The following is a 13,237-nucleotide window of genomic DNA, read 5'->3' as shown; positions in this document are numbered from 1 at the left end:
ATGCCCCTCGCCCACCTGGTGAACGTCCCGGACATCAATCCGGACTTTTCCGCCCCCTTCTTCGGCGGCTTTCAAGTGATCGTGTCCTATGTCCTCGCCGCCGGAATGCTCGTCGTCCTCACCATGCTCATCGTCGCCGGCGGCTCGCTCGCCTTCCGCGGCGCCGGCAACGAGCGCGTCCGCTCCTGGGCCGGAGAACACATCCTCTGGATCTTCCTCGCCGCCGCCATCCTCGGCGCCGTCAGCGGCATCTTCCAGTGGTTCATCAACTTCGACTTCGGCTTCTGATGCGCACGCTGCGCACCCTCACGGTCGCCGCAGCCCTCGGCCTGGTCGCCCTCCTCAGCGCGGCGCCCCCTGCGACCGCCGCGACCTCGGGCTCCGCCTTCGCAGCGGGATCCCCTGCCTCCGTCAACGGACTGTCGTGGTCGGCCCCGAGCCACCCGGTGGAGTGCACCGCGGAAGGCAACCAGGTGTCCTGCACCCCTACCGATCCACGAGAGGTCCGCGCCGCCAGCTGCTTCCTCGGGCTCCCCATGGGCGGCACCGTCGCCACCGTGTGCACCACCTACGAGGGCCACCACGACGCCCTCCGCGCCGCCGGCGGCGACCCGGTCATTGTGCAGTACGGGTGCTCTGTCGGCGACGTGGTCTGCATCTCGTTCGAGAATGCCGGACGCGGCGCCGCTATCGCGTCCACCACGGCCATGCGCACCGTGCTCACCGCGATGAAGTTCGACACCAGCACCGCCCTGTGGTCCGCGGCGACCGGGGAATGGTCGTTCTGGGCCTGGGCGATCCTGATCGTGCTGCTCGGCGCGATGATCTGGGCGATCACCGCCGCCATCGTCGCCCGTGACCGCGACGCCCTGTTCGGCGCGATCATCCGCTCGTTCCTTGCCATCCCCGCCGTCCCGCTCGGGCTCTGGGTGACCGGACTGCTCCTGAACGCGGTGGACGACCTGTCCTGGTACATCCTCAACCGCGACGGACCTGGGGGACTTTTCTCCGCACTGCAGGGGGTGATGTGGGCCGGCGGTCAAGCCAACTACTTCTTCGCGTTCGTCATCCACGGGCTCCTCATGGTCGCGATCTTCCTGCTCCTGATCGTGTTCGCGTTCCGCAACCTCGCCCTCGCCGCGCTCATCGCCGTCGCCCCCATCGCCTGGATGATCTTTCCCGTCCGCACCCTCGGCCCCCAGTGGGTGATCCGATACGTCTCCGCCGTCGTCGCGCTCCTGCTCACCACACCGCTGACCATCGGGTTCTTCGCTCTCATCGTCAACGGCCTCGCCGGGATAACCACCATCTGGGACCCGCAGTCCTGGCCGCTGATCCTCGGCCTCCTGCTCGTGGCCTTCGCCCCCTTCGCCGTGTTCGGGTTGTTCTCCTTCGTCGGCGGCGCCGCCGTCGACTCCATCGGGTCCCGCATGGGCAGCACCGCCGCCCGCTCCACCACGAACGCCGGCCGCACCCTCGCCCGCATCCCCTCTCGCCTGGGCAGCTCCCCCGCCGGAACCCGCCCCACCCCCACCACCCGCACCGCTACCACCACCACCGCAACGACCACCCGCACCGCGACCACCGGCACGGCCCCACGACCCGCTGCGGCAGCGAATTCACGTCGCACCGAAGGTGCCGCCGGCCGCCCGACGGCGCAACCCTCCCCAACGGCGTCGCCGAGCTCGCGGCCTCGTACCGCATCACCGCCCGAAACTGCGGCCCCCTCGCCTGCCCAGACTCCGACCCGGAGGTCCTCATGACCAGCACCAGCGCCACCGACCCGGCCCGCCCCGTCCGCCTGCCCCGCCGGTCACGTCAGGGCATCGTCCTCGGCATGGACGCCTGGCAGATCGCGTGCGTCACCATTGCCGCTGCCGCCATGCTGATCGGCATCAACCGGTTCGGCCCCGCCGGGCTGCTGTTCGTCGCCCCCGTCTATCTGCCCTTCGGGATCGTCGCGCTGGTGCAGCTGCAGGGAATGTCCGCACCCCGCCTGCTCGCGCTGTGGCTGTCCAAGCAAGTCCGCCATGCGGCCGGCGCAACGACGCAGCAGTATCGGCCCGAACACCCGGTGAAGGAGGGCACCCTGAACCTCCCCGGAACGCGCGCGTCCGTGCAGATCTGGGACGTCGAAGGGATGGCCTCCGCGTACAGCCCGCACGAACGCACCGTGTCCATCACCGCCGAGCTCGAGGTGCAGGGCTTCCTGATGAAAGACATCCCCGAACGCCGCGACCTCGCGCAGCAGTGGGCGAACGTGCTCGCCGCGTTCACCCAACGCCCAGGCGTGAAACGCGTCACCCTGCAGGAACGCACCACCCCCACCACCATCCGCGCCGCCCGCGCACACCTGGACGACATCACCGCCCGACTCCAGGACACCCCTGCTACCGATGTGGCCGAGAACTACCGGCGAGTGATGGACACCTCCGAACGGTTCGCGGTCGCGCACCGCAACTTCCTCACCCTCACCCTCGGCCTCCCCGCCCTCTCCGCCCAGCTGAAAGCCCTCGGAGGTGGCGCCGAAGCGGTCCAGCGGCTCGCCGCGATCGAGGCCCAGAACATCACCGACGCGCTGCGAACCGCACGGATCACGGTGCGCCGCTGGCTCACCCCCCGGGACCTCGCCGCCCTATCACGCACCGCGTTCGACCCCGAGTTCCTCTCCACCGTGCAGAACCGCGACCCCGAACACGAAGGCGTCGCACTGTCGGCGATCGGGCCGATGTACCTGGAAGAGCCCCGCGGCAAGAACGGCATCGTGATCACCGACTCCGGCGTCCACACCACCATGTGGATCCACGAATGGCCCCGCTCCGACGCCCCTATCGGGTTCATCTCCCCACTCGTGTTCGCCCGCCACCCCGTCACCGGCGAAGCCGTCACCCACATCTTCTCCATCGTCCTCACCCCCGTCCCGGTCGAGAAAGCGCTGCGGCGCATCCGGGAGGAGAAGAAGGTGTGGCGGGGAAACCAGAAGATGCGCGCCCGCCGCAACGCCGACGGCTCCGCCGCCGACGAAGCTGACTGGCTCGCCCTGGAACGCCAAGAAGAAGAGCTGGTCGCCGGTCACGGCGAATTCCGGTACGGCGCCTACCTCACCATCACCGGCCCCGACGAGGAACAGCTCGAGCAGTCCGTCGCCGGCGCCCGCAACGCCCTCTCCCAGGTCGGCATGGAAGCGCAGATCCTGTACTGCCAGCAAGCCGAAGCCCTCCTCGTCAACGCCCTGCCGCTAGGGATGGGGATGAAGTGATGACCCGCAAAGTCGTGCACATCGCCCCCGCGAACCAGACCCGCGCCGACCGTCGCGCCCGCGAGCTCGAGATCCGCACCGCACTCCGCGACGGCGCGACTCAACAGAGCACGCGGGACAAGCGGGGACTGCCCGAGCCGGCGGTGCCGGGACCGTTCGGCCCCGGGCTGGGAAACGGCGGTTACTGGAACCTTGCACCGATGCGGGTGCCGGCGCATCAGGCGACGTCGCAGCACCTCGCTGGGATCTACCCGTTCGTGGCCGACACCGGGCTCGGACACCGTGGCCCGATCGTCGGGGTCGATCTGAACGCGGACGCGCTGTGGCACTTCTCCCCGTGGGAGACCTACGCCGACGCCACCGAGCGGGGTGCGTTCTCCACCAACATCCTCGTGCTCGGCGCCTACCGCTCCGGCAAGTCCGCCACCATCAAGACCCTCGTCGTCCGCTCCCTCGCGTTCGGCCACCAAGCCGTCGTCCCCTCCGACAGCAAGGGCGAATGGGTCGTGGTCGCCAACGCCGTCGGGGGCACCGTCATCCGGCTCGGCCACGACACCCACACCCGCCTCAACCCTCTCGCCCGCGGACCCCGCCGCACCGGCACCAGCGACGAACAACACGAGCAGATGGTCCGCCAGCGCCGCATCGCCACCCTGATCTCCCTGATCGAGATGGCCCTCGGCGGCAAAGCCCTCACCGCACCCGAGCACGCCTGCATCCACCTCGCCCTCGAACGCGCCATCACCGCCACTCACGACCACCCCACCCTCCGCGCCGTGTACGCCGAGGTGATCCGGATCGCCGGCGGCGACACCGACGACCCTGACCTGATTCCCGCCTCCTCCGGACCCCGCTACGTGCTGCGCCGCTTCGTGGACGGCGACCTCTCAGGGCTCTTCGAAGACGAATCCACCGTCGTGTTCGACGAGAACTCCCCCCTCGTCGTCGTCGACACCTCCGAGCTCTTCGCCCGCGGCGAGCTCGTCGCCCAGCTCACCCAGGTGTGCGCGACCGCGTGGATACAAGCCGTAATCTCCGACCGGGACGCGCACCGCACCCGCTACGTCATCCGCGAAGAAGGCTGGCGGGACATGACGTCGCTGGCCGCGCTGCAGATGTACCAGCAGTGGCTGAAACTGTCCCGCCACTACGGAATCAGCAACATCGTCATCCTGCACAAGATGGGCGACCTCGACGCCGTCGGCGCCGCCGGCTCCCAGGAACGCCACCTCGCCTACTCGATGGTCGGCGACATCGAGAACAAGTTCATCTTCCGCGTCAACCACCAAGAACAAGCCGCGCTCCGCGACCGCCTCAACCTGCCCGCCACGCACGTCGACATGGCCCGGCAACTCCGCAAGGGCGAGTTCATCGCGTACGTCGGCCAGTTCTCCTACCTCGTCGACTGCTTCTCCACGTCCACCGACTACGAATACGACCTGTTCAAGACCGACGACGCCGTCCTTCCCCACACCGACATCGACCTGGACCCGGCCGTCGTGGAGCCGGTGCGGATCGACGAGTGGTGGCCGAACCCGACGGACGAACCGGAGTCGAGCCTGACCGGCTGGCTCACCGCAGAAAGGGAGATCGGATGACCCTGCTCAGCCCCCACCCCCAGGTGCACGCCACCGTGTATGGCAGCACCGCCACCCTGATCACCCCGCACGGCGACGAGGAGCTCATCGACGCCGCCGCCGGGCAAGACGTCCGCGGCTGGGTCCTCACCCGCACCGCCACCATCGCCTCCGAACTGCACCAAAGCGTCGAACTGCAAACGACCGGCGACCGCGGCGAACACCGCCTCCTCGTCAACCCCGACGGAACCATCACCCGCCCCGAGCACCCCGCCACCCGCCGCGAATCCCGAACCACCGAACCCGGGAATCACGACATCCCGGAACTCCCGCAGTCACAGCCTGCGGGAGGCATGGGCGACGAGACCAGCCAGGCACCGGATGCCACGGCCGCGGAGCCGGATCGGCGCCCGTCGTTCATCAGCGGCCCTGAACGAGCACCGCAGGCACAGATGGGATGGCGCGGGGCGCTCGCCCGGGCCGGCTTCACCGTGAAGCCGTCGGCGCGTGACGTGGCACGGGATGCGGCGGTGCGGGCGGTGTCGCAGCACTGGGCGGGGTGCCGCACGATCGCCGTGGTCAACGGCAAAGGCGGTGTCGGCAAGACCATGACCACCGCCATGCTCGCCGCCGCGTTCGCCCGCTACGGCGGGGGGTCCGTGCTGGCCTGGGACAACAACGACACCCGCGGCACCCTCGGCTGGCGCACGGAAACCGGCCCGCACGACGCCACGGTCCAAGACCTGCTCCCCGAAACCAGCCGGCTCCTTGAGCCCGCGGCCGGGATCGCGGAGATCGCCGGGTTCGTGCACCACCAGACCGCCGACCGGTACGACGTCCTCCGCTCCAACCCCGAACTCCTCGCGGTGCGGCAGCGCATCCAAGCCGACGAGTTCGATCGACTGATGGCGGTCGCCGCCCGCTACTACCGGCTCGTCATCTTCGACTCCGGCAACGACGAATCCGCCGACCGGTGGCTACGGATGATCGACTCCTCCTACCAACTCGTCATCCCCACCCTCGCCTCCCCCGAATCGGCCGAGTCCGCCGCCCTCCTCCTCGAGGCCCTCGCCGCCCGCGACGAACGCTCCGCCGCGCTCGCGACACACGCCGTGGTCATCGTCACCCAGCACGACCGGCACACCGCCGCAGACGCGAACAGCATCATCGACGGTTTCACCGGCCGAGTCCGCGCCGTGCACCACATCCCCTTCGACCCCGCCCTCAAGAGCGGGCCGCTGCGATTTGACACGCTGCGGCCAGCGACCCGCGACGCGTGGATCGCCGCCGCCGCCGCCACCACCACCCACCTGTGACCGGGGCCGCCATGAACTCCTCATTCACCGACACCCTCACGACCCTCGACCAGTGGGAGCCCTTGGTTGTGGCGGGCCTCGCCGGACTCACGCTTGCCCTTGCCATCGGCTGGATCGTCGGCGTGCTGCGGCGACGGCGCGACACTGTGCTGCGCGACCTCGAGCTCGGCATCCCCGTCAAGCGGCGGCGGTTGCCGCTCTGGGCTCACGCCGTCGTTAGTGCCGTCGTCGGCGGAGTCCTGGGCGCGGCGGTGCTGTGGCCGTGGCTTCTTCTCGCCGCCACGCGGCAGGGGCTTCCCGCCTCCGCGATCGTTCCCGGGCTGGTGGGGGACAGCATCCTCATCGCCCTCACCGTTTCACCTCTGGCCGCCGGCGCCGTGGCCGTACGTCGACGCTGGACCGCGCGGGCCGACGCCGCGCGAGAGGCAGGCCTCGCCTTCCGGATTCGGTCCTCGGCGCACCGGTATCAACCGCAGGAGGAGGACTGGTGATGCCCACACGCCTCAGCTCCACCCTCCTGCCCGCCGCCCTGACGGGCGTCATCCTGTTGGCGATGGCGTTCGCCGTCGTCGCCGACACCCTTATCGGCGCGGCGTGCGGGGCGCCTCCGGTCCCGAACAGCCCGATCAGCGGACTGTGGTTCGCCGTCACCGGTGACCCCGCCGCCTACACCGTTACTCCCGGCTGTACCGTTCCGGCCCTTGGCATCCGACTTATCGACGCCATCCTCGTCCTCCTGGTCATCGGCGCGGCACTGTTCGCCTGGGTTGCGTACAACCGGTATCTGCAGTCGGACGCGCACTTCATCGCTGACCTCCGCGGCCGGCCCGGGTTCGCCAGCGGCAGCGAGATCGCCGGGCACCTGTCCAAGCGCGCAGTCCTCACCCGCGCTCGCCACCTTCGCCCCGACCTCACCCGCCCGACCCCGACCGACGTCGGGTGGCGGATCGGGCGCTCCCGCGGCCGGGACGTGTACGTGTCCATCGAAGACTCCGTCGCGCTCGAAGGCCCGCCCCGCTCCGGCAAGGGCTACCGGGTCCTCATCTCTGCGATCCTCGACTGGTCAGGCCCCCTGGTCACCACCTCAACCACGAACGACAACCTCACCGCCACCCTGCGCATGCGCGCGCAACGCGGCGACGTGCACGTGTTCGACCCACAAGGCCTCACCGGCATCGCCCACCCGCTGCGCATCTCCCCCATCACCGGGTGCGCCGACCCGCTGGTCGCAATGCAACGCGGCGACGCCATCATCACCGGCACGGCACTGGGCGCCTCCTCCAGCAACGGGGAATGGGCGCAGGCATCCTCCGTCATCCTCGGCCGGCTCCTGCACGCCGCAGCCATCGGCGGGCGCAGCATCAGCGACCTGTACGACTGGGGGTCCAGCCCCGCCCTCGCCCGCTCCGCCGTCGACATCCTCCGAACCGACGGCGCACCCGGCTGGGGCGACAGCCTGGAAGCCATCATCGCCGGCGACGAGAAACTCGTCTCCTCCATCTGGTTCGGCGTGCAAGGCGCCGTCGCCCCCCTCGCCGTCCCCCAGATCCGCGCCGCGCTCAGCCCCACCCGCGCCGACCGTCCCTTCGACCCCGTGGGCTTCCTCACCGGCGAGAACACCCTGTACCTGATCGGGTCCGCGTCCGGTGCGTCAGCGATGGGCGGGTTCCTCGGCGCTCTCCTCGACGACGTCGTCGACGTCGCCCGCACGAAAGCGCTCGCTTCTCCCGGCTCCCGCCTCCGCCTGCCGCTCGGGCTGATCCTGGACGAGATCGCGAACATGTTCCGGTGGGCGAACCTGCCCCGCACGATGGCGGACGGCGGCGGCCGCGGCATCTGCACCTTCGTCGTCCTCCAAGCCCTCTCCCAAGCGGAAACGTCCTGGTCCCGCGCCGAGGCCGACACCATCTGGGCCGCCGCAACCGCCAAAGTCCTCCTCGGCGGCGCGTCCCACGTCGCCCACCTGCGTGACATCGAGGCGCTTCTCGGCAACCGCGAAACACGCCGCACCCAACAGTCCTGGTCCACTCGGCAGGCCGGCCGCAACACCAGCGAACACATCGAACGCCAGCCCCTGATGACCGTCGACGAAATCCGCCGCATGCCACCCACCACCGGACTCCTCGCCTACCGCAACCGACGGGGCGTGCTGCTCGATCTGGGCGGGTGGGACGCCCGCTCCGACGCCGCCGCGATCCGCGCGGGGAAGAAGGACGCCGAACGCGAGCAGGTCGCCACCTTCGCCGCACGCGCCACACCCACGGAGGAGGCGTCGTGAGCAACGCCCGCCGCGGCACCGTCCGCAACACCTACCGCACCGGATACCTGCGCTCCGCCGCCTGGTTCCGCCGCCGCGACCGCTGGTTCCGCACCGAAGGTCGCCACGGACCCGTCACCTGCGCCGGCTGCGGCCGCCCCGGTACCCGCCGCACCCTCGAGCTGCACCACCTGTCCTACCGCGGCGTGTACGTTCGCGACGGCAGGTGGCTCGCCACCGAACACCACGACGACCTGACGGCGCTGCACCCGTTCTGCCACGAACTCGTCCACCGCCTCATCGACCGCGACCGCGTCCTCGCCCACAACCGCGCCCACCGCGACGCCTCCCTCCTCGCGATCCGCCGCGTACGCGCCGCCCTCACCCGACAGCAGGCCGCACCGTGAGCACACCCGAGTACGACCCTGAGGTCGAACAGCTCCTCCTCCAATCGCTCGGTCTCGATCCGACCCGCCGCGACGGTGATTCGGGGTTGATCGGTGGCGGCACCATCAACTGGCGCACGCTCCGCGACGAAGACGCCCCTGCGGCGTGGGAGGCGCTGCGTGGGTGGGTGGAATGGTTCACCACCCGCTACAACATCCCCGTCTCCACCGTCCCACCCTGCTGGTGGCAACACGACACGCTCGTCGAAGAACTCTCCGCCCTGCACACCGCACACGTCGCCGCGTTCGACCCCTCCGACACCGGCTTCGGCCCGCTCAGCTGGCACGAACGCCTCGCCATCGCCATCCCCCGCCTCACCCGCGCCTACGGCGGCGGCTGCTCCACCGAACACCGCCCCACCAAACCCCGAACCTGGGACGGCGTCACCGACGAGACCGCATGGACCGCGTGGACCACAACGGCCCACGCTCACCAGAGCACCCACCCGGGCGCTCCCCAACAGAAAGAGAGAACCACACCATGACCACCAGAATCCCGGTCACGCTCGAGGGCAACCTCACCGCCGACCCCGAACACGGCCGAGGCGAAAGCGGCAACGAATACGCCCGCTTCACCGTCGCCGTCAACGACCGAAGACTCAACCAATCCACGGGGCTGTGGGAAGACGCCGGCACCGTCTTCCACCGCGTCGTCGTCTTCGACAAACAAGCCGCCCACGTCGCGGAATCCCTCCACAAGGGAGACTCCGTGATCGTCGCCGGCGACCTCCGCTTCGGCACCTACGTCGACAAGGAAGGACAAACCCGAGAGTCACGCGACGTCGTCGCGGACAACGTGGGCGCGTCGCTCAAGTTCGCCGACGTCGCCATCGAGCGCAGCCCAAAAGCTGACGGCCCCGCAGCACACGCCCCGGGGCCGTCCGCCACACCGGCCTCGTACGCCGGCGCAGGAATCACACGCTAACCAACCATCACGTCAGAAGCGGGTGGGAGTGATGGTACTCCCACCCGCTTCCGGTGTCCCGAAGTTCCCCACTCCCGCAGTTCGGCAGTTCACAATCCCGTGATGAGGCTCGTGTCACACCTCCCTGCTGCCTGATATCCAGCCTCGAAGTGAGCGGCGGTCGTGCAGTGACGGCTCGTGGAATACCGGACCGAGCGCAGCGAGGGAGGATATGCCGCTGTGAGTCTTGAGATGGCTGGTCTGGGACTGGCTGGCAGGGTTGATGTTGGTCGTCTTCGTCCGGTCGTGGCTCGATATGCCGCTGGCCCCGTGTGGGCCTTTCTTTCGATCTGCCCGTCCCGGGCGAGGGCGGCCGACGCCACCCGGCCCACCTCGATGGCCTGATTAGAAGCCTGCCCGACCTCCTTGGGTCGTGGCCCGTCACAGTGATGCCGCGAAGTGATTTCCTCCCGGGCCGGCGCCGGCCGCCGCGCGGCCGTGCCCGTGTTCCATCGAAGGAAGGACCGATCCGCAATGACTATCGTCGCGCACTCCCATCCGTTCGTCATCGGCGTGGACACCCACGCCAAGACACACACGTATGCCGTCATCGAGACGGGGTCTGGGCAGCTGTTGGGCTGCCAACAGTTCCCGACCAGCCCGCCGGGCATCGCCCGCGCGATCGGCTGGGCCGGCCGCCTGACCGGGGGTGAGGCCGATACGTTGTGGTCGATCGAGGGTGTCGCCACCTACGGCGCGCGACTGGCCCGCGCGGCCACCGAGAGCGGATACGAGGTGGTCGAAGCACCCCGCATCAGCGCCAGAACCCGCCGCGGCCTTGGCAAGTCCGACCCGTTGGACGCTCACGCGATCGCAGCCGCCGTGCTGCCGCTGGAAGAGAACCAGTTGCGTCGTCCCCGCGCCGACGACGGGACGCGTCAAGCGCTCCGCGTGCTGGTCGCCGCACGCGACCAGATGTCGACGGAGAAGACGGTGAACGTGAACGCGCTCACCGCGCTTCTGCGCACCAACGAACTCGGCATCGACGCCCGCAAGCCCCTCAGCGCGGCCCAGATCGGACAGGCATCACGCTGGCAGAAGCGCCACGAGCCCATCGCCATCGCCACCGCGCGAGGCGAGGCCGTCCGGCTGGCCCGACGAATCGTTGACCTGCAGGACGCGTTGACCGAGAACCACGCCCGCATGACCGAACTCATCACCGCGAGCCCCGCGGCGCCCCTGCTGCAGGAGACCGGCGTCGGCGCTTACACCGCAGCCGTCGTCATCACGGCATGGTCCCACCCCGGCAGAGTCCGAAACGACGCCGCGTTCGCCTCGCTCGCCGGCGTGAACCCGCTGCCCGCGTCCAGCGGCAACACGACCCGCCACCGCTTGAACCGGGGTGGGGATCGGCGCTTGAACAAAGCGCTCCACTTCATCGCGATCACACGAATGAGTCGCGACCCCGGCACGAAGGCCTACCTCGACAAGCGCCTGGCCGAAGGACGCACCCGCCGCGAGATCCGACGCTGCATCAAGCGCTACCTCGCCCGACACCTCTACCGAACCCTCAACGCGCTCTACGACGCCGCTCCTGCGCCCGCCTCGAACTCCACCCTCGCTCCGACAATCGGCTGACCAAGCGGGGAGGGGACGACGTAGTGCCCGAGTGAGCGGTTGCTAAGCGGAGCTCGGAGCGCAGCGGAGAGCGGAGTCTGCAAAGAGCGAACGACGGGAACGGAGTCATTCCTCCCCGCTACACTCTCGCCGTCGGAGGGGGCACTTACGCCTTCGTCACTGGGACGCAAGACGCTTCGGAGGAGACGAGTCAGGTCACCACGACCGGCTGAACTTCGACCGGCCCCGGGCAGACGCCATCGGAGCTGCTGGTGAATGGAATCTCGAACCATTCGTCGCGGATGGTCGCACCGGCGGCGTCGACGATCGCAACCCGGATGCCAGCCCCAAGATCAAGCCCGATAGTGTCTTGCGGCGCATACGGCGGTTCCTGCGGAACCTCCCATTTCCCGGGGTCCACGGATGCGACGAGAGCGGGCTCGCAATCGTCGCCCAGACACGCCGCCACCGATCCGCCGCCGACCAGGTCCGGATCTATCTCGATGACAACCGGATCTGAGAGGACGAACCCGATGGCCGGGCAGGCGACGCCCGGGGGAACGCATGCGCTGAGAGCCAGCGCACTTGTGAGAATCCCGGCGGCGACAGCAACCTTGGGCGTTCGCATGCCAGTGAATCTAACAGCGACTCGGCAGCGCCCATCGCGCCCACTCCGGTTCCCACATCCGAGGGACCTTGACAAACATAGAAGCATCGAAAGGCCGGCACGGAGCGGCCACAGCGAGCTACCCTGGCGCACCAGGCACGACGCTCTCTCCAACAAGATCCCTGCTGCATAGTCCGTACCGAACAAGGCGTTATTGCAGAGCGGGATATCGAGCCTGATATGCGGGCCGCGACCCGGAACGGAAGGTGCGCAAGCTCATACAGGACAGCCGACGGTTGTGCCCATATCGTCGAGACCGTGGCAGAAGAGAGCAGGGACTACGGATTCACTAGGGCGCCGATCGACCCGCATGAACTGGAGCTGTTGCTGATGGTTCGCCATCGGCTCAAGCAACTCGGCGGCCTGATGCGCTGGTGGCAACGGCTTGAGAATTCCGAACCGCTTTCGGATTCCGAACTCGCGCTAGACGACGATTTCACGGCATGGCGACATCTCAGCACGACGGTCCGCTTCGCCGTGACTCATGCGGCCGACAACCTGCGGGTGTTGGAAGGCATGATGCGCGAGGACGCTGAAGGTCCGCTGCCGCTCGTCGCCACGTATCCGCTTGCTCGTGCGGCGCTGGAAGGTGCCGCCAGCGCGCTGTGGTTGCTCGCTCCGAACGATCCGCGCGAGCGCGTGATTCGGCACCTGAGGAACGCTGCGCGCGAGCTGCACGACGAAGCGTCCTTCCGCAAGTTCTCGTTGAAGCTCGCATTCGATCAACGGGTTGAACTGGAAATCAGCGGCTCAGTAATCGGGCATGAGGAACGGACATATAAGAAGTGGCGGCGACGCCAAGCGGACCAGATCGCTGACTGTGCTCGACGCGTTGGCATCGCAGACCCTACGCAGGATCGGTCGTTCATCGGTTACGGCGAAATCGTTGCCCAGGCGACCTCCGCCACCGATACTCCTGGCGCCTACGGCGAGATTCTCTGGCGCCAGATGAGTGGACTAGCACACCCGTCGCTGCTGCGAGCTACATCCACGCTGCATATGGGTCCGAGGGACCACGAGGGCGATGGGACGGTGCGGGTCGAGATGAGCAGCAAGGTGAACACCGTCGCTTCAGGGGTTCTGTTGGCTCTGCTGCTGCTCAAGCGGGCGCTTGGTGCATATCAGCTTCGGTCGGATCAGAAAGGGAACCGGAAGGCGTACGGTCCCCCCGGTCATCCCAGACCCGGTTGATTG

Annotated in this window: 13 protein-coding genes; 12 read left to right on the top strand and 1 reads right to left on the bottom strand. The window is 68.7% G+C overall.

The annotated features are described in order from the left end of the window. From E4K62_RS01505 to E4K62_RS01460, 11 genes are all read left to right on the top strand, one after another. Nucleotides 1-288, top strand: a complete 288-nt coding sequence (locus tag E4K62_RS01505; protein ID WP_135062898.1) for a hypothetical protein — start codon at nucleotides 1-3, stop codon at nucleotides 286-288. Further along, nucleotides 288-1,763, top strand: a complete 1,476-nt coding sequence (locus E4K62_RS01500) for an LTA synthase family protein (protein WP_135062896.1) — start codon at nucleotides 288-290, stop codon at nucleotides 1,761-1,763. Before E4K62_RS01505 ends, E4K62_RS01500 begins: the two co-directional genes overlap by 1 nt. Continuing rightward, entirely contained in the window at nucleotides 1,760-3,259 is a 1,500-nt protein-coding gene (locus tag E4K62_RS01495) for an SCO6880 family protein (protein WP_135062895.1), read from the top strand. Before E4K62_RS01500 ends, E4K62_RS01495 begins: the two co-directional genes overlap by 4 nt. Continuing rightward, nucleotides 3,259-4,857 carry a hypothetical protein gene (locus E4K62_RS01490; protein WP_135062893.1) on the top strand — a complete coding sequence of 533 codons (1,599 nt, stop codon included), beginning with the start codon at nucleotides 3,259-3,261 and terminating at the stop codon, nucleotides 4,855-4,857. Before E4K62_RS01495 ends, E4K62_RS01490 begins: the two co-directional genes overlap by 1 nt. Further along, nucleotides 4,854-6,152: a MinD/ParA family ATP-binding protein gene (locus tag E4K62_RS01485; protein WP_135062891.1), complete on the top strand. Its 1,299-nt coding sequence runs from the start codon at nucleotides 4,854-4,856 to the stop codon at nucleotides 6,150-6,152. Before E4K62_RS01490 ends, E4K62_RS01485 begins: the two co-directional genes overlap by 4 nt. A gap of 11 nt (nucleotides 6,153-6,163) precedes the next feature. Then, a complete protein-coding gene (locus tag E4K62_RS01480) occupies nucleotides 6,164-6,643 on the top strand; it encodes a hypothetical protein (RefSeq protein WP_135062889.1) in 480 nt (159 codons plus the stop codon). Next, a complete protein-coding gene (locus E4K62_RS01475; RefSeq protein WP_135062887.1) occupies nucleotides 6,643-8,430 on the top strand; it encodes a type IV secretory system conjugative DNA transfer family protein in 1,788 nt (595 codons plus the stop codon). The genes E4K62_RS01480 and E4K62_RS01475 overlap by 1 nt, the downstream gene beginning before the upstream one ends. Beyond that, complete coding sequence (locus E4K62_RS18620) at nucleotides 8,427-8,816, top strand: hypothetical protein (protein ID WP_167747695.1); 390 nt, start codon at nucleotides 8,427-8,429, stop codon at nucleotides 8,814-8,816. The genes E4K62_RS01475 and E4K62_RS18620 overlap by 4 nt, the downstream gene beginning before the upstream one ends. Continuing rightward, nucleotides 8,813-9,340, top strand: a complete 528-nt coding sequence (locus E4K62_RS18615; RefSeq protein WP_167747694.1) for a hypothetical protein — start codon at nucleotides 8,813-8,815, stop codon at nucleotides 9,338-9,340. The genes E4K62_RS18620 and E4K62_RS18615 overlap by 4 nt, the downstream gene beginning before the upstream one ends. Next, the gene (locus E4K62_RS18610) at nucleotides 9,337-9,780 is read left to right on the top strand and encodes a single-stranded DNA-binding protein (RefSeq protein WP_167747693.1); all 444 of its coding nucleotides are present in this window, start codon (nucleotides 9,337-9,339) and stop codon (nucleotides 9,778-9,780) included. The genes E4K62_RS18615 and E4K62_RS18610 overlap by 4 nt, the downstream gene beginning before the upstream one ends. A 513-nt stretch (nucleotides 9,781-10,293) precedes the next feature. Beyond that, complete coding sequence (locus E4K62_RS01460) at nucleotides 10,294-11,397, top strand: IS110 family RNA-guided transposase (protein ID WP_135062884.1); 1,104 nt, start codon at nucleotides 10,294-10,296, stop codon at nucleotides 11,395-11,397. 190 nt (nucleotides 11,398-11,587) lie between these two features. On the opposite strand, the gene E4K62_RS01455 is transcribed toward E4K62_RS01460, so the two are convergent. Next, nucleotides 11,588-12,004 (bottom strand): hypothetical protein, encoded by a 417-nt coding sequence (locus E4K62_RS01455; protein ID WP_135062883.1) that lies wholly within the window; start codon nucleotides 12,002-12,004, stop codon nucleotides 11,588-11,590. 297 nt (nucleotides 12,005-12,301) lie between these two features. On the opposite strand from E4K62_RS01455, the gene E4K62_RS01450 reads away from it, so the two are divergent. Then, nucleotides 12,302-13,234, top strand: coding sequence for a hypothetical protein (locus E4K62_RS01450; protein ID WP_135062882.1), 933 nt, complete (start codon nucleotides 12,302-12,304; stop codon nucleotides 13,232-13,234). Nucleotides 13,235-13,237: the final 3 nt, after the last annotated feature.

Source organism: Microbacterium wangchenii (assembly GCF_004564355.1).
In the GTDB taxonomy this organism is placed as follows: domain Bacteria; phylum Actinomycetota; class Actinomycetes; order Actinomycetales; family Microbacteriaceae; genus Microbacterium; species Microbacterium wangchenii.
Note: the sequence above shows the minus strand (reverse complement) of the source record. Positions and strands in the feature narration are given on the sequence as shown.